At 38.5% G+C, this 15,669-nt stretch carries 23 protein-coding genes; 7 read left to right on the top strand and 16 right to left on the bottom strand.

Annotation, left to right across the window (positions count from 1 at the left end):
* Window positions 1-17: 17 nt before the first annotated feature.
* Genes rsmD through acpS form a run of 3 tightly spaced genes read left to right on the top strand, consistent with a single transcriptional unit; the run spans window position 18 to window position 1,619 of the window.
* Entirely contained in the window at window positions 18-641 is a 624-nt protein-coding gene (gene rsmD, locus EBF12_RS03715; RefSeq protein ID WP_121726466.1) for a 16S rRNA (guanine(966)-N(2))-methyltransferase RsmD, read from the top strand.
* Between the two features lies 1 nt (window position 642).
* Window positions 643-1,233 (top strand): flagellar basal body-associated protein FliL, encoded by a 591-nt coding sequence (gene fliL, locus EBF12_RS03710; RefSeq protein ID WP_121726465.1) that lies wholly within the window; start codon window positions 643-645, stop codon window positions 1,231-1,233.
* 5 nt (window positions 1,234-1,238) lie between these two features.
* Window positions 1,239-1,619 (top strand): holo-ACP synthase, encoded by a 381-nt coding sequence (gene acpS, locus EBF12_RS03705; RefSeq protein WP_121726464.1) that lies wholly within the window; start codon window positions 1,239-1,241, stop codon window positions 1,617-1,619.
* A 208-nt stretch (window positions 1,620-1,827) separates the two neighbouring features.
* Here the strand turns inward: acpS and rsfS are convergent, their stop codons facing one another.
* Genes rsfS through nikR form a run of 3 tightly spaced genes read right to left on the bottom strand, consistent with a single transcriptional unit; the run spans window position 1,828 to window position 3,340 of the window.
* Window positions 1,828-2,223, bottom strand: a complete 396-nt coding sequence (rsfS, locus tag EBF12_RS03700; RefSeq protein ID WP_121726463.1) for a ribosome silencing factor — start codon at window positions 2,221-2,223, stop codon at window positions 1,828-1,830.
* A gap of 33 nt (window positions 2,224-2,256) precedes the next feature.
* Window positions 2,257-2,898: a nicotinate (nicotinamide) nucleotide adenylyltransferase gene (gene nadD, locus EBF12_RS03695; protein ID WP_121726563.1), complete on the bottom strand. Its 642-nt coding sequence runs from the start codon at window positions 2,896-2,898 to the stop codon at window positions 2,257-2,259.
* Between the two features lie 10 nt (window positions 2,899-2,908).
* The gene (gene nikR, locus EBF12_RS03690) at window positions 2,909-3,340 is read right to left on the bottom strand and encodes a nickel-responsive transcriptional regulator NikR (RefSeq protein WP_121726462.1); all 432 of its coding nucleotides are present in this window, start codon (window positions 3,338-3,340) and stop codon (window positions 2,909-2,911) included.
* A 209-nt stretch (window positions 3,341-3,549) separates the two neighbouring features.
* Here nikR and exbB point away from each other — a divergent pair, with 209 nt between their 5' ends.
* From exbB to EBF12_RS03675, 3 genes are read left to right on the top strand one after another with little or no spacing between them, the layout of a single operon-like run.
* Window positions 3,550-3,978 carry a TonB-system energizer ExbB gene (gene exbB, locus EBF12_RS03685; protein ID WP_121726461.1) on the top strand — a complete coding sequence of 143 codons (429 nt, stop codon included), beginning with the start codon at window positions 3,550-3,552 and terminating at the stop codon, window positions 3,976-3,978.
* Window positions 3,979-3,981: 3 nt separating this feature from the next.
* Window positions 3,982-4,362 carry a TonB system transport protein ExbD gene (exbD, locus tag EBF12_RS03680; RefSeq protein WP_121726460.1) on the top strand — a complete coding sequence of 127 codons (381 nt, stop codon included), beginning with the start codon at window positions 3,982-3,984 and terminating at the stop codon, window positions 4,360-4,362.
* Window positions 4,328-5,023 (top strand): energy transducer TonB, encoded by a 696-nt coding sequence (locus tag EBF12_RS03675; RefSeq protein ID WP_121726459.1) that lies wholly within the window; start codon window positions 4,328-4,330, stop codon window positions 5,021-5,023. Before exbD ends, EBF12_RS03675 begins: the two co-directional genes overlap by 35 nt.
* Before the next feature lie 185 nt (window positions 5,024-5,208).
* On the opposite strand, the gene EBF12_RS03670 is transcribed toward EBF12_RS03675, so the two are convergent.
* The 13 genes from EBF12_RS03670 to panD all read right to left on the bottom strand — a co-directional run bounded on the left by EBF12_RS03670 (window position 5,209) and on the right by panD (window position 15,309).
* A complete protein-coding gene (locus EBF12_RS03670) occupies window positions 5,209-5,949 on the bottom strand; it encodes an amino acid ABC transporter ATP-binding protein (protein ID WP_121726458.1) in 741 nt (246 codons plus the stop codon).
* Window positions 5,946-6,602, bottom strand: coding sequence for an amino acid ABC transporter permease (locus EBF12_RS03665; RefSeq protein WP_121726457.1), 657 nt, complete (start codon window positions 6,600-6,602; stop codon window positions 5,946-5,948). The genes EBF12_RS03670 and EBF12_RS03665 overlap by 4 nt, the downstream gene beginning before the upstream one ends.
* Window positions 6,602-7,261, bottom strand: coding sequence for an amino acid ABC transporter permease (locus EBF12_RS03660; RefSeq protein WP_121726456.1), 660 nt, complete (start codon window positions 7,259-7,261; stop codon window positions 6,602-6,604). The genes EBF12_RS03665 and EBF12_RS03660 overlap by 1 nt, the downstream gene beginning before the upstream one ends.
* Before the next feature lie 89 nt (window positions 7,262-7,350).
* Window positions 7,351-9,471: an Lnb N-terminal periplasmic domain-containing protein gene (locus tag EBF12_RS03655; RefSeq protein ID WP_244196342.1), complete on the bottom strand. Its 2,121-nt coding sequence runs from the start codon at window positions 9,469-9,471 to the stop codon at window positions 7,351-7,353.
* 175 nt (window positions 9,472-9,646) lie between these two features.
* The gene (locus tag EBF12_RS03650) at window positions 9,647-10,084 is read right to left on the bottom strand and encodes a DUF3015 family protein (RefSeq protein ID WP_121726455.1); all 438 of its coding nucleotides are present in this window, start codon (window positions 10,082-10,084) and stop codon (window positions 9,647-9,649) included.
* Between the two features lie 85 nt (window positions 10,085-10,169).
* Window positions 10,170-11,057 (bottom strand): carbon-nitrogen hydrolase, encoded by an 888-nt coding sequence (locus tag EBF12_RS03645; protein ID WP_121726454.1) that lies wholly within the window; start codon window positions 11,055-11,057, stop codon window positions 10,170-10,172.
* Window positions 11,058-11,062: 5 nt separating this feature from the next.
* Complete coding sequence (locus tag EBF12_RS11250; RefSeq protein ID WP_167444788.1) at window positions 11,063-11,209, bottom strand: hypothetical protein; 147 nt, start codon at window positions 11,207-11,209, stop codon at window positions 11,063-11,065.
* Window positions 11,202-11,885 (bottom strand): ThiF family adenylyltransferase, encoded by a 684-nt coding sequence (locus tag EBF12_RS03640; RefSeq protein WP_121726453.1) that lies wholly within the window; start codon window positions 11,883-11,885, stop codon window positions 11,202-11,204. The genes EBF12_RS11250 and EBF12_RS03640 overlap by 8 nt, the downstream gene beginning before the upstream one ends.
* Window positions 11,882-12,670: a 5'/3'-nucleotidase SurE gene (surE, locus tag EBF12_RS03635; protein WP_121726452.1), complete on the bottom strand. Its 789-nt coding sequence runs from the start codon at window positions 12,668-12,670 to the stop codon at window positions 11,882-11,884. The genes EBF12_RS03640 and surE overlap by 4 nt, the downstream gene beginning before the upstream one ends.
* A 9-nt stretch (window positions 12,671-12,679) precedes the next feature.
* Complete coding sequence (locus EBF12_RS03630; protein WP_121726451.1) at window positions 12,680-13,549, bottom strand: polyprenyl synthetase family protein; 870 nt, start codon at window positions 13,547-13,549, stop codon at window positions 12,680-12,682.
* Window positions 13,550-13,558: 9 nt separating this feature from the next.
* A complete protein-coding gene (locus EBF12_RS03625; RefSeq protein WP_244196341.1) occupies window positions 13,559-14,641 on the bottom strand; it encodes a DUF7488 domain-containing protein in 1,083 nt (360 codons plus the stop codon).
* Entirely contained in the window at window positions 14,622-14,945 is a 324-nt protein-coding gene (locus EBF12_RS03620) for a YbaB/EbfC family nucleoid-associated protein (protein WP_121726449.1), read from the bottom strand. The genes EBF12_RS03625 and EBF12_RS03620 overlap by 20 nt, the downstream gene beginning before the upstream one ends.
* 1 nt (window position 14,946) lies before the next feature.
* Window positions 14,947-15,309, bottom strand: coding sequence for an aspartate 1-decarboxylase (panD, locus tag EBF12_RS03615; RefSeq protein WP_121726448.1), 363 nt, complete (start codon window positions 15,307-15,309; stop codon window positions 14,947-14,949).
* A 35-nt stretch (window positions 15,310-15,344) separates the two neighbouring features.
* Here panD and EBF12_RS12145 point away from each other — a divergent pair, with 35 nt between their 5' ends.
* Window positions 15,345-15,479 (top strand): hypothetical protein, encoded by a 135-nt coding sequence (locus EBF12_RS12145; RefSeq protein WP_279629415.1) that lies wholly within the window; start codon window positions 15,345-15,347, stop codon window positions 15,477-15,479.
* The last annotated feature ends 190 nt before the right edge of the window (window positions 15,480-15,669 follow it).

Genomic DNA, 15,669 nt, shown 5'->3' with positions numbered 1-15,669 from the left:
AATAATGAAAGGCAAGTATGGCAAAAGCAAAGATGACAGATAATAAACAGGCAAGATTCCACATACAATCAGGGAGTTTAAAGCATCTAAAACTTTTATGGAATGCCAAATCTTCCACACGCCCAACAAAGTCCATTGTAAAAGAATCGTTTTTCAATACGATGGGGAGTGAGATTGTAGATAGTGTGTTTGTTGAGGGTTTTGGTGGCTGTGGGTCTATGGGGCTAGAGGCTCTTTCGCTTGGGGCGAGTGAAGCGGTGTTTTATGAGATTGATAAAGAAGCATATAATATTTTATGTCATAATCTTGCCAATGCTCAAAATGTGGCACAAAAAATAGGAAAGACATTAAATTTTTTTACCTTTAATGCCGATTTTTTCACACAAAGCTTTCAAAGCTGGACTAACTCGCAAAAAGTCATTTTGTATCTTGACCCGCCATTTTGCATACGAGAGGGAATGCAGGATATATATGAGCGACTTTTTACATTGGTTAGGAATCTTGGGCGTTGCGGTGTGCGTTTTATTGTCTTTGAACATTTGAGCGGGTATAATGTGCCTAAGATTCTAGGTGTTTATACGCAGTATAAAATGCGGAGTTTTGGTAAAAGCACTCTTACTTATTACATTGCAAAGGATTAATATGGCAGAAGAAGAAAAAGCGACCCCACAAAGTGGAGGAGAGAAAAAAAGCAAGGCAATTTTGTTTGTGGTAATTGGTATTATTGTAGTGCTTCTTATTTTGGTGGGTATTGTTGTATTTATGCTTATGGGCGGAGATGATGAGGAAGAAAAAAAGCAAGAAAGCACCACACAAGTGGAGGCTCAAGCTACCCAGCCTTCACAGAAAGCAGCACAGATTATTGTTGGCAATACAATTTCAGTGCGTAGCAGAGATAAGTTTCGTCCCGGTCTTATTTATCCAGCAGAGGGTCCCATTCCTTTTACTGTGAATCTTATGACTCAAACAGGTAAAAGATACCTCAAAACAAGTATGCAATTTGAGCTTGATAAAGACGAAGCTAAAGCTATGGCAACACAAGCAGAGCTTGATAAAAAAATGCCTATGATAAAAGATGTCGTGATTGACATTCTCTCATCTAAGTCTCTTGAAGATGTGGCGACTTCAAAGGGTAAAAATCGTGTGAAAGATGAGATAGTTAAACGCATTAATGAGTTTTTGATGGATGGCAAAGTGTTTGATGTATTTTTTGTTGATTTTGTGGTGAGCTAGGATTTGTGATAGGGATTGACATTATTAGCATAGGGCGTATGCAAAAGTTTGTTACGCGTTTTGGTATAAAAGGGCTTAGGCGGTTTTTATCTCAAGATGAGATAGAGCTTTGCTACAAGGATTCTAGCAAGGCTTTTAATGTTTCTCGTATAGCGGGATTTTGGGCGGCAAAGGAGGCTTGTGCCAAGGCACTAGGTGTTGGAATCTGCAAAGAGCTTGGTTTTTTAGATATGCGTGTGAGTAAAGATTCTAAAAATGCACCGCTTATCAGTCTTACTCAAAATAAAATGCGTGAATTTGGTATAGATGAGATAGCCCTAAGTATCAGCCACGATGGAGGCTTTGCTATTGCTGTGGTGCTGTGTAAAAGATGTGAAAAAGCATAGAATCTTAAAAAGATTTTAATAAATTTGTGCTGTTAGTCAAAGCAACCTATACCATTGCCCCTAAAACATATCATTATGCTTATGGCGTTTATCCTTGTTGTAGTGGATCAAAATCTAGCACATTAGAATCTAGAGCAAAAGATGTGGAAGAACCCAACCCCAAAAAGTGCCAAAGATAGTGAGTAAGCTAAACTCATTGGATATTTTTTTAAGATTCTAGGTTTAAACTCTCTTTTTTATTTGCAATCATTGTGTTTAAAAACTCTTCAAGATTAAATCTCTTGCGATGATTTGGCGTGAAAATATGAATCATAATATCCCCCAAATCCGCGATAAGCCAATCTTCACTCTCCTCTTCCGTGGCATAGAATGTCTCGCCCCTTGGCTTTAGCTCGGTTTTTAGATGATCTAGCAAGGCAAAAGAATGCCGCCCTATCATCGCACTTACAATCACAACCTTATTGACAATATAATCTTTCCCACTTAAATCAAAAATCTCAATATCTTCGCCTTTTTTATCCTCTAAAAGTGTTTGAATACGCTGCAATCTCTCATCAATTGATAGGGTTGATGTGGCGGATTGATTTGATTGTGCTACTTGCATATTTGTTCCTTGAAAATAACTTAAAAGGCGGTATTATAGCTTAAAATGTGTGTGGATAAAAGGAAAAATCTGTTGAGGTAGCATTTTTAAAGCTTTTTCAATCTCGCCATTATGTAAAAGCTCCCGCACTTTGCTTGATGAGATAGGGTTAAAATGTGAAAGTGAGATGCTCTCTCGTATTTGCGGTTTGAGATTTTGCGGATAGGTTATTGCATTAGATTCTCGTTTTATGACAATAAACTCCACAAGTTTGCATAGAGATTGTGAATCTTTCCAAAGATGCAAGGATTGAAAACTATCGCTACCTAGAACAAAACAAAGCTTGGCTTGTGCATAAGACAAAGGATAAGAATCTAGAATCTGCTTTTGTAAGGCAGAAATGCTTTCAATAGTATGCACTGGGCGATTTTGTTTTATTTCATAATCATCAATTATGGTTTTATCTCCGCTTGTTTGGGCTAGAATCTCACACATTTTAAGTCGCTCTTTTGGCGTAAAAAGAGTTGGAGACTTTAGAGGATTGCGGTAGTTGGGTAAGAGAATAATCTTAAGGCATAAAGGATTGTTGTTTAATATTTTTAGAATCTCCAAATGTGCCAAATGTGGTGGATCAAAGCTCCCGCCATAGATGGCAAAAAATGCTTTAGAATCTTGGCTTTGGCTACTTGTTAGCATACTTTGAGCTTTACTCAAAGCGACTTGCACGCGTGAGTTTAGAAAATTTCACACCCTTTAATCCGCCAATTTCAATACTAAGATTTTCAATATTTTTGCCCTTACCTTTTAGGATAATCGTTTCAAGGCAGTTGTGATGGTCTAAATGCACGTGGGTGTTGCAGAGAATTTCCACATTGCCATTATGTGTGTTTGTATGCTGAATATCAATCATACGCTGATTGAGTTCGCGTTGATGATGGTCATAGATAATTGTCAAAACAGCCACGCCTTGTGTGCTTTCATCGCCATTGCTCCATACTTCTTCGTTGAGTTTTTCTCGTATCATATCCCTAACAAGCTCAGAACGCGATGAATAGCCATTGTGCGTGAGTTTTTCATCAAGTGTATCTAAGAGATTCTGCGGCAAGGATACGCTAAAGCGGATAATATTTTGCTTCATTCTTTTTCCTTTTTTTGGGCTGTTTGGGTGAGATAAATGCCGATATTGTAGCATAGAATTTACACCGAATCTGTAAGTGTGAAATTTAAGTGAATTTAAAAGGAAGTGTAAAGTTATTTTAAGAATGATTTTTATAATATGCTAAGCCTAAAAGGAATTAAGTTTTCATAATTTTTTATGGTAATAAAGCAGTGTAAGAGGAGTAAAGTATGGAATTTTTGAAAGATTATATAGATCATATTGTTTTTGCTATTTTGGGATTTATGAGTTTTGTGGCAGTGTGGCTAAGCTGTGAGCGAGTGATATTTTATGCAAAAATTAATATGAATGATTATGCTGATGAGAGTGTGCTAGAAGAAGCATTGAGCAAGAATTTGACTGCATTGTATATTATTTACTCTAACGCACCTTATGTGGGGCTTTTGGGAACTGTTATTGGGATAATGATTACCTTTTATGATATGGGAATGAGTGGAGGAATGGACGCTCAAAGTATTATGGTGGGGCTATCTACTGCCTTAAAAGCCACGGCTCTAGGGCTTGTTGTGGCGATTCCTACATTGATTGTGTATAATGCTTTTGCGCGTAAAATGGATATTTTGCTTAATCGCTATAAGCTTTCTCAAAAACAAGGATAAAAAATGAGAATTCCAAAAAAAGATGGCTTAAACATTGTCCCATTCATTGATGTGATGCTTGTGCTTTTAGCCATTGTGCTTAGTGTTTCTACTTTTATCGCTCAAGGGCAGATTAAAGTAGAGCTGCCTTATGCTAGTCAAAACGAACAGACACAAGAGCAAAAGCCCATTGTTATTACTATTGATGATAAGAATGCGATTTATTTTGATGATAAACAAGTAGAGATAGAATCTTTAAAAGAGCAGATTGCAAAGATTGATAATAAAACACTCATTCAGCTCAAAAGCGATAAAGATTCTAAGTTTGAGACTTTTATACAAATTGTGGATATTTTAAAGGAGAAAGGGCATGAAAACTTTGGCATTTCAACAAAATCCAAATAAAAATATTGCAAAATCAAGCTTTTTGACGCCTACTCGCTTGGGTTTTGCCATAAGTTTTGTGCTTCATATTGGGCTTGTTGTGTGGCTTTTTGGTGTGTTTCACAATGTGGAGTTGCAGCAAAATGGCGATAATATTACAACCATTGCCCTAGCGACATTTCAAACGCCTTCTAACCAAGATAATGTAGAGAATCCAAAGCCAACTCGCACGCAACAGCATAAAAAGCGGATTCAAAAAGAGATTGTAAAACAGCAGGGCAAACTCGCTAAACAAGAAGAGACAAGCCCTCCGCCAACCCCAGCTCCAAAGGCAAAGCCTGATGAAAAGGCAGAAGAGGGCGAGATTATCCAAACGCTTTCGTATAGAAATGGTGATGAAGATGAGAATTTTTCTCAAATCAAACGAGCTATTGACCGCAAGAATAAGTATCCAAATATGGCAAGAAAGCGAGGACTAGAGGGGGAAGTGATAGTGGAGTTTGTCATTTATAAAGATGGTAAGGTGGCTAGTATCCGCATTATTAAACCTTGTCCGCATGATCCTTTTAATGTCGCTGCTCTCAATGCTATCAAAAAGGCACAGGGGGATTTTCCAAGGTTAAGTGTAACGACAAAAATAGAGCTTCCTATCGTGTATGAGCTAAAGACTGATGGGATTTGATGTGATTATCTTCGTAGTGTGGGCTATAAAATTTTATAAGAGCCTAGCTTTAGTTTTTTAACCGCAACACAAAGGCTAAGATTTTTATGTGAAAATTGAGTGTTTTTAGAATCTTGTCGCATTTTAGATTCTATGGCGGCTAGGTGTTTTTCAAATATTTTTTAAACCCCGCTTCTCCAAAAATCTTAGAGTTCAAAGACATTTAAAAATCGTTTTGCCCTTTGGGTTTTGGGGTTTGTGAAAAAGCTCTCTGGGCTACTTTGCTCTGCGAGTTTGCCCTCATCAAAAAAGCAGATTCTATCTGCTACCTTTCGTGCAAATCGCATTTCGTGCGTTACAATAAGCATAGTCATTCCCTCTTTGGCAAGCTCCAAAATCACTTCAAGCACTTCTTTAACCATTTCAGGATCAAGTGAAGCGGTTACTTCATCAAAAAGCATAATTTCAGGATTCATACATAATGCACGCACAATGGCTACGCGTTGCTTTTGTCCTCCACTTAGCTCCTTTGGTGAGGCATACATTTTTTGTGCTAGTCCTACGCGTTCTAAAAGCCTTTGGGCTTGCGCTTGAATCTCTTTTTTTTCACGCTTTTGCACTTTTGTAGGTCCTAGCAAAATATTATCCATAACGCTCATATGCGGAAAAAGATCATAGCTTTGAAACACCATACCTATGCGTTGGCGGATAGCACTCCACTTTGCTTTTTTATCATTAAGAAGTTTGCCATTGAGCAGAATCTCCCCACTTTGAATAGATTCTAGTCCATTGATGCAACGCAAAAAGGTGCTTTTACCACAGCCACTTGCCCCTAAAATCACTATCACTTCGCCTTTTTTCACCTGCATAGAGATGTCATTTAGCACAAAATGATTTCCATCAAAAGTTTTTTTCAAATGTCGTATGTCAAGTAATATTTCACTCATTGATATTTTTTCTCCAAGATTCTACTAAGATAAGAAAGCGGATAGCACAAAAGAAAATATGTCGCAAAGATTCCACCATACACCCAAAAGCTCGCGTGTGCTTGGGATTTATTCAGTTCAATAATCTGCTGCCCCACTTGCAGCAAATCCACCGCTCCAATGAGGGCTACAAGTGAAGTTGTCTTAATCATACGCGTTGAGAGAGAAACAATTGAGGGGAGCAGTCTTTGCAGGGCTTGGGGGAAGATGATGTAGAGTAGAATCTGCCATTGTTGTAGCCCTAGTGCCTTGCCGCTTTCAATTTGGTGTTTTGGTAATGAAGTGATAGCTCCTCTTACCAAATCACCCACTTCCGCAATGCCCCATAAACTAAAAACAATAATAGCACTGCTAAAGGCACTTAGGCTTATATCAAAATATTGCGAGATTCCAAAAAAGACAATAAAAAGCCACGCCAAAATAGGGATAATGCGGACACACTCAAGGTAGAATCTACACAAACCCACAACAATAAGATTTTTGCAAGTCATAATAAACCCAAGCACAAGTCCGCCAAGTGTTGAAAAAATAATAGAGATAAGGGCAATTTCTAGGGTAAGCGTTGCACCTTGCAATAAACGCATAAAATTTGAACCTATAAAGAAAATCTCCATTACAGCACCCTTTTTTTATAAAATCGCTCAAGGAGTGAAAAGACAAATGAGAGAGGCAAAAGCACGATAAGATAACTTAAGACAAGCATTAAAAGTGCTTCATTTGTTTTATAGTAGTTTGTAATAATATCTTTGGTTACAAACATCACATCAGTAAGGGCAATCACACCTACAACCGAAGTCTCTTTGAGAAGAAAAATGACATTTGCACCAATTGAGGGCAGGGCAACGCCTAAGGATTGAGGTAGGATAACATATCGCATCATTTGGAATGAGCCTAATCCTATGCTTTGGGCAGATTCAATTTGAGATTTGCTAATAGATTCTAAGCCTGTGCGGAAACTCTCGCACATATATCCACCGCCCAAAAATGCCAAACCTGTAATAGCACACACATATTCATTGAGCGAAATGCCCATAATGCCGTGTAGTCCATAGTAGAGAAAAAAGAGTTGTATGAGCAAGGGTGTGTTTCTAGCCACTTCAACATAAGTATTAATGATGTATCGCACAAAAGGGACTTTTAAGAATAGAATCCACGCACAAATAAAGCCAATAATAAGTGAAAGCAAAATGCCAAAGAATGAAATGTAAAGTGTTAGAGAAAGTGCTTTGGCAAATAAAGGCACACATTGCTGCATAAACTGAAAATCAAACATTTTTATTCTATCCCTTGTATTAAAAAGTGCTAATTATATAAAAGAATTGTTACATTTTGTGTGACATAGATTCTAAGCCATATTAGAGACTAAAAATATGCCCTTAGCCCAAGCATAGAAGTGGGTTGGGGCGTTTTGTGTAGCTCATTTTGTATTAAAGACACTCGCCCAAATAAGGCAAGATTCTGTATAAGATTAAAGCTTAGCGTGCTATCAAGCTGATGGCTAAAATCTTTTGGTGTATAAGCTTTAAATTTATACTCAAATGTGCCTTTTAGGCGATTGTTATCACTTATCACAAGTCCTAGCACTTGATTTAGAGCAAAGTCTGGCTGATTGTGATGAGTAAGAAAAAATGTAGGCTCAAGCAAATAATACGCATAAGCGATATTGTTAAAATCATAGCTCATTCCACCACCAAAATTTATAAAATAATGCAAATCTTCATCGTTAAATGTCCTATTAAAGCCCGTCTCTGCACGATAGGAAAAGGGTTTAAAAAACTTTCCCATAGGTGCAATAGAAGCAATAGATAAGATATTCATCTCATAAATCTTAGCTCCATTTGTCCCTTGTGCCCCTTGCATACTTGTATCATAATACCCAAGCACTCGCATAAGCTCAATTTGTGCGCCCTTGAGATAGCCTACATCATTATCGGTAATATCGTGGTAGGTGATTCTAAAATCAAGTGCGGGGTGGAATCCTTGTGCGTTGTGTAGAAGCAGTGGCGTTATCCTTAGGCTTTGATTACCTTCAAGTGGGTTTGTCTTTGGTGTGTGTATTTGCGGTGGGGTGCTAGAGCCAAGTGTGGAACGCGTAGAGGCGAGATTATGAGCGATTTGCGTGTATTGCTCGTGAGGTAGTTTGCCTTTGATAAAGTGATATTCGCTGAGTTCTAGGGCGGATTCTAAAATGTATTGCTTATTTTGCAGGGAAAGTTTAGAATCTTGTGTAATCTCATCGGGCTGCTTTTCTCCAAGGGCGAGTTTTTTGGCAAGTTTCACGGATTTGTTGCTCATTAGGCTGCCATAGGCATTAAGCTTAGTGCGTTTGCTTGGGCGGTAGGTTTGATTTGTAATAAGATGAGCCTTTTGTAAAACAAAAAGTGTTTCTGGGGGATTGACCTGATATATAAATTGATGTCGCAGTTTTAGGCTAGGACGAGCCACTTCAAGTAGCCAAAACACATTATATGAGCAGTTTCTATGGAAGAAATAATACGGGCTAAAAGCATCGCTTAATTCCCAAATGTGATTGTAGAGCTGTGTAATCTCCTGTGGTGTGAGATTTAGTTCATATTCCCATATATCGCGGGTTTCAGTGTTTGAGTATTCTTTGATTTTATCATAATAGGGTAGGATTGAATAGCTTCCGGTGTAAAGCCCAAACAAGCCCTTGAATCCAAACACTATGCCATTTTCTTCATTTTGGTTTGCATCGGCTTGATAGTTGATAGCAAAGCTTAAAAGGCGGGATTGGAACTTAGAATCTAAGAGTAAAAAAGTATGTCCAAACATAGAAGCTGGAGAATTGATATGGGCTGATGGAAAAACAATACTTGCTTTTGTGGGTGCGACATAATCACGCATAGCGATAAACTCTTTGCATTGCACTTGTGGTAAATCCTGCAAATCAAGATGTTGTTTTAGAAAGTTTAATCTCGCCGGGAAGCGACACAATGCGTGATAGTCCTGCTTTTGTATGGAGCGGACAGGGAGCTTAATGTCATTTTCTTCAAAAAAATGAATTTGTTCTTGGCGTCTTTTGACAATCACTTCTGGAATCTCCACAGATTCTACGGGTTGATAAAAAGCCTTGAGGGTTGCCTCTAACTCACTTTCAGCAAGGCTTTTATGTTTATCTTTGTGTGGCAGTGGGGTGAGAAAAAAATAGGGCGAGATAATCTCGCTGCTAGAAGAATCTATATGCAAAAGGTCTTTCCATTCTTTGTGTTGGGCAAGGTTTAGGGTTTTGGCAGATTCTAGAATCTTAGATACTTCCGCAGTGGTGGTGGTAGTTTGGTTTGTATTTTGTTGAGATTCTAGAATCTGCTGTGATGTTGCGGTGTTTGTTGTTTCATCTGGCTGATTTGAGCCATAGCTTTGAGCAAGGCAAAAAAAGCAAAATAAAAAGAATGTGTGGAGTTTTTTCATAGATTGAAGCTTTTTAGAATCTTGGATTAATGGTTTGTATGTGATTTTTGGCAATGTGTATTAACAATATTTTTTTCATTATGTTCCTTTGGGTTTGAATGTGTAAAATAATTGAGTTTTTGTGAAGCGGGGATTCTAGCAGAGTTTGACTTATCGTTGGCTTGAGATGAGAAAAAAAAGAGAGATTCTACCCACACCTTAAATAAGGCGTGGAGAGTGCAAGAGTAAATTATAGACTTGCAGCACCATCAAGCACATCTGCACTTTGTGCGTTCGCATTTGCATAGAGTTTGTGGTAGTTTTCTTGAAGAGCAATTTTGAATGTTGCTTTATCATCTACATTAAGAAGCTCTACAAGTGTATCAAGGTGTTCGCCATTACCACGAGCGATTTCTTGTGAAAGGGCATCCATATTTGCTGCTACGAATTCTTGAGTTCTGCTATCCATAGCTACTTTGCCACTTTTACAACCAGAAGTTCCTGAAGTGATACCAAAAGTTTGGATACCAAAAGTTTGGTTTGTTGTTACTTGAAGAACATTCCACAAAATGCCTTGTTTATCAATGATGAGTGAGCCAAGACCACAACCTGTATTTGTATTTGCCGCAGCAAATGCCCCACTTACTAAACTTGCACTAAGTGCTACGCTAACGAGAAGTTTTTTCATCGCTTGTCCTTTAAAAAGAAATTGTTCCTAAAAACAAGAAACGCGACATTGTATCTTAAGTAGCTAAAATAGGGCTGAAAAGATTCTAATCGCAGAATCTTTTCAATAAAGGCTTGTAAGATTCTATGCGTCTATCGCGTAAAAATGGCCACATACGGCGGACTTCTTCACTCCTATTTAGGTCAATTTCTACGCGGATAATCTCTTCTTTGTCCTCGCTGCCTTGTGCAAGTAATGCACCTTGTGCGTCAAAGGCGAAGCTAGAACCCCAAAAGCGTATGCCTTGTGCATTGCCACTGCTATCTTTTTCAAATCCTACGCGGTTTATTGCAAGGGTTGGCAGTCCATTAGCGACACTATGCCCTCTCTGCACGGCTATCCACGCTTCTTTTTGACGCATTTTTTCTTCCATAGGATCTTCATCAAACCAACCAATCGCAGTGGGATAAATGAGAATCTCCGCCCCCTTTAATGCCATTATCCTAGCCGCTTCGGGATACCACTGATCCCAGCAGATTAAAACGCCAAGTTTGCCAAGGCTTGTGTGTATCGGCTCAAAGCCTAGATCACCGGGAGTGAAGTAAAATTTCTCATAAAACTGCGGGTCATCAGGAATGTGCATTTTGCGGTATTTTCCTGCTATGCTTCCATCTATGTCAAAGACAAGCGCGGTGTTGTGATAGATTCCAGCTGTGCGTCTTTCAAAAAGCGAGGTAAGCAGCACAATTTTATGCTTTTTGGCAATATTGCTAAAATAGGCAATATCAGCTTCAAAGTCATTAGCATAGTCAAAAAACTTAGGATCTTCACTTTGGCAGAAGTATTCTCGCGTATGGAGTTCTTGGAGGGCGATGAGTTTTGCACCAGATTTTACGGCTTGTTCAATAAGTGAAGTCGTAGAATCCAGCATAGCCTCCTTGTTGCCCTTGTAGTTTTGCTGTAAAAGTGCGACTTGAAGTTTGCTCTCTTTCATTTGTTTTACTCGCTTTCATCATCGTATTCATCATCTGGATTTGCATAGTCATCATCATCATACCCACTATGGCGGAAGTTATCATCTTCATCATCATAGAAATCTGAATCAAAATCCTGCTCTAAGTCATCGTAGTCATCATATTCACACATTTTTATCTCCTTGTGTATGTTTAAGTATGTCTTGGATAATTTCACTTGCTATGGTTAGCCCAAAACTCGCCGTTACTGCACTAAAGCTGCCTAACGCCTTGCATTTTGGCACTTCAGGGCTAAAGACGACTTTGAAATTCTTTTTTAGTCCAACTTTTTTGAGCTGATCGCGGAATTTTCTAGCAAATTTATCGCCATAGCTTTTCCACACATTAGCCACGCGTATGTGCAGGGGGCTTAGCTTTTTAGCACTGCCTGTGGAGACGATGTATTTACCTAATGGTTTGTTTGAGGCAATTTTGGCAATTTTTACCTTTGCATCAATATCATCAATTGCATCAACAATATAATCAAAGCCCATAATGTCAATTTCATTTAAAAACGCTTCATCTACGCATCGTTGAAGTGGCGTAACTCCCGGATAGAGCTTGGCTAAGACAAGCACCTTTGGCTCATTAATATGTTCTGCGCCGATTTGGCGATTTTGATTAGTAATATCAAAGCTATCTTTATCTACGATTGTGATATTTTGCAATCCACTTCTATACAAACAATCCACCACAAAGCTCCCAACACCGCCCACACCAAAGACGATAACGCTTTTTTGCTGTATGCTTTGGAATCCTTCCCCAAATAAGATTCTAGAACGCGTGTATCTATCAATAATTTCACTCATTTTTGTATCCAAGATTCAAGAGTTTTTGTATCCTCATAGCTTGTCATATCAAGCTTGATGGGCGTAATGGAGATATAGTTATTATGCACAGCTTTAAAATCAGATCCATTAGCACAGGGCGTATCGGTGCGTTCTTCCCATTGTAATGGGTGTAAGCCTAGCCAATAGTATTCCTGTCCTCGTGGGTTTCTATGCACCTGTGCATCATCGGCATAGATTCTATACCCCATTTGCGTGATTTTATAGCCTTTGCACTCTTTTGGTGGAATGTGTGGGATATTAATGTTTAAAAACTTACGCTCTCCCAATGGATAGCCTTGCGTAAAAATCATTTTGACAACTTCGGTAATACACTGCTTTGCAAGAGAAAAGTCAAAATGTTTAGAGCGATTTTTATCAGGCATAAGCTGTGAAATAGCAATGGAAGGCACACCTTGAATACAAGCCTCCATAGCCCCAGCAGCCGTGCCAGAGTAGGTAATATCTTCTCCCATATTTGAGCCAAGATTAATGCCAGAAATCACTAAATCCGGTTTTTGCTCATAAAGTGAGTTAAGCGCTAGATACACACAATCGCTTGGCGTGCCATCTTCAAGCTTGTAAAAATCATCATCAATTCGCACAAAGCTCAAAGGACGCGTGAGTGTAAGCCCGTGTCCGCAGGCGGACTTTTCACTTGCGGGAGCGACGATAGTAATATGTGCAAGGTCTTTTAAGGCATCTTTGAGTGCAAGTAGCCCACTAGAATCAAAGCCATCATCATTTGTAAGTAAAATTTTTTTCATCTCTATCCTTTATGTAATATCTTTAAAATAGTTTTCTAAAAGCATACTAAGGCTTTGTGCTATACAAGATTCAAAGTTTTCTAACTCATTTTGCAACGATTGTCTTTGTTTGTGAAACTCTACTCTTGCACCTTCTAAGCCTAGCAGATTGACATAGCTATTTTTATGGCTGTCATTTTGTGTTGTTTTGCCCGCTTGGCTTGAATCTTGGCATACATCAATAATATCATCGCGGAGTTGAAAATATACGCCAAGATTTAGCCCAAAGTCATATAAAGCTTTACGAAGTTTAGAATCTGCATTTGCAATGATAGCACCAAACTCTAATGAAGTGGCGATGAGTTTGGCAGTTTTGTTGATGTGGATTGTTTTGAGTTGTTCTATGGCTAGGGTTTGGTTTTCAAACTCACAATCAAGCATTTGCCCTAGCACCATTCCACCAATTCCAGCGTTTATGGATAAAGATTCTATTAAGCTAAGTTTGACTTGTGGGTCAAGCTTAGCTTTGGCAAGGAGAGCAAAGGCATAGGTATTTAGCCCATCGCCAACGAGTAAAGCAAGGGTTTGTCCATATTTTGTATGCAATGTAGGGTGCCCTCGCCGCAGGGTTGCATTATCCATACAAGGCAAATCATCGTGGATAAGCGAATAAGTGTGAATACACTCAATGCTTAGAGCCGGGAGAAAGGCGTTTTTAATAAGCTGTGGAGCAAGGGCGTTAAGGATACTAAAAACAAGAGCAGGGCGGAATCTCTTGCCGCCATTTTGCACCATTTCCCACACGGCTTTTTCATAATGTTGATGAAAGCTTGGAATCTTCGGTGCTTGGCTTAAAAGAAAAGATTCAAAATCGTGCAAAATCTCTGTGATATGTCGCATATTGCCCCCTTATACTTTGATAAAAATCTCAAGTCCATCACGCAGGATAAGCAACTGAATCTTGCCATCAAATTCCTCATTGAAGGCTGCTTGTGAAAGGAGCATTTTTAAACGCTCAAAGCGTTTGTGAGAGCTGTTTGTATCTTGTGTGATAATGGGCTGTTTATTAATCCATAGAATCTTGTCATTCACTCTTAGTTGATTAAAGCGTCCAGCAATGGCGGGGTTTGTGCTTTGGATAATTATCTCATCATTTAGGGTGATACCAAAGCGTTCTAAAAAAGTCTCTCTTAATAAGAATCCTCCATAGCGTTGATTGACTTTAGTAAGAAGTGTCATTGGCTTACCATTGCGTTTGATGGTAATTTTGGCTTGAGTGTCTTTTTTAAGATTACTCATAATCCACTCTATTTGCCCACTATTTGAAACCTTTGTGCCATTGATACTTGAAATCTCATCTTGGGGTTGAAAGGGATTGTTTGGAAAAAATGGGTCAATGAAGCTGACAATAGGCTTTTGAGAGTAAAATCGTATGCCTAAATCGCCATAATAGGCTGATTTTTGATTTAAAAATCTATCAATATATTTTTTTTCTATAAAGCCATTGTTGCCAACGCCTAAACCATAGATTTGATAGCAAATATTGCCTAAAACGCCATTTTGCGAAGTTGTATTTGAAAACTTTGCATAATCTATAAAGCCATTTTGTCGCTTTGTGATATGCCCAATGCTTGGAGTGTGGTTTGCTGAAATGAGGGCGAGTTTCTTATCATTTAAAGTGCGTGCATCAAGTGGAAGAAGCTCATAGCTTTGTTTTGTTTTTGGTAATGCTAGGAGATAAAGCCCTATAAATGGATCGGCTTTAAGAATCTTTGCATTTTTAGGGGGTGTTTTGGCATATAAAATATGGTGTTGTTTGCCACCGACTTTAAGACTTATGGCATAGCTTGAATCTATAGGTGTGCTAGCAGCTTTAAAATATTTCATACAATGTGAGTAATCATAAGCAAATGTAGGGCTACATAAACTTAAGCTAAGGATAAGTATTTTGAGCGGAGTTGGCATCATATTTTTAAGCATTGGGTTTGCCACCAAAGATGTTTAGTCCTCCAAGTCCGCCAAGAAGATTCATAGCGCTTGATTGACGATTTTCTTCCACGCTTTTGCGGAGGTCGTTAAACGCACTCATAAGCAGAATCTGAAGCGATTCTTTATCATCAAGTAAGCTATCATCAATAGTAATATCAATCACTTCTCCATTGCCATTAGCACTGATACCGACTAAGCCACCTCCACTTTTTGCCGTGAGCGTGGTTTGTTGATTACGCTCTTCAAGTTCTTTTATAGAATCTTGCATAGAGCCTAGCATTGCTCCAAATTGACTAGGATCAAACATTTTACACCTCATTTGTTATGGATAGAATTTCATTGTTTTGTCCCACCTGAACGATTGTGGGTTGATAATTTTTCAGTTCTTCTTGTGTGTAGGCTGCATAGGCTACAATAATAATGATGTCTCCAACCTGTGCTTTTCTCGCAGCGGCACCATTGAGACAAATCTCACCTTTTTTATCGCCATAAATGACATAGGTGCTGAATCTCTCGCCATTATTGATGTTTAGAATCTCTACTTTCATACCTGCTAAGAGATTTGCACTTTGAGCGAGATTTTTTTCTATGGTAATTGAGCCTACATAGTTGAGATTAGCATCACTCACTTGTGCGCGGTGAATCTTAGAATATAGCATTTCAAATTGCATAGTGTGCCTTTGGTTTAGGTTATCTTTAGAATCTAATGACTGCGATTATAGCAATGCGGGGCGTATTCTATCATAAGATTCTTATTATATTGTTAGGGGAGGAAAAATATGTGGAGGTAAAAAAGCTAACAAAGGAAGATGAAGAAGTTTGTTATGAATCTCGTAGGTGACTTAAAGAAGTATGTAGATTTTGTAGGCTTGGATAATAAAATATTATGAAGCTATATGTATGAAAATGGCTTAAACAGGGATTTTGGCAAAAAATAGCAGATTTCTATTTATATTTAAGCCCCCATTAAGCTTTAAATCTGTATTATTTCACTCCCATTTGATTGAGCTTCTAGTCTCTTCTCTTAGGTT

It is taken from the genome of Helicobacter labetoulli, from assembly GCF_003670275.1.
GTDB lineage: Bacteria > Campylobacterota > Campylobacteria > Campylobacterales > Helicobacteraceae > Helicobacter_C > Helicobacter_C labetoulli.
This window is presented reverse-complemented; position numbering and strand designations above follow the sequence as displayed.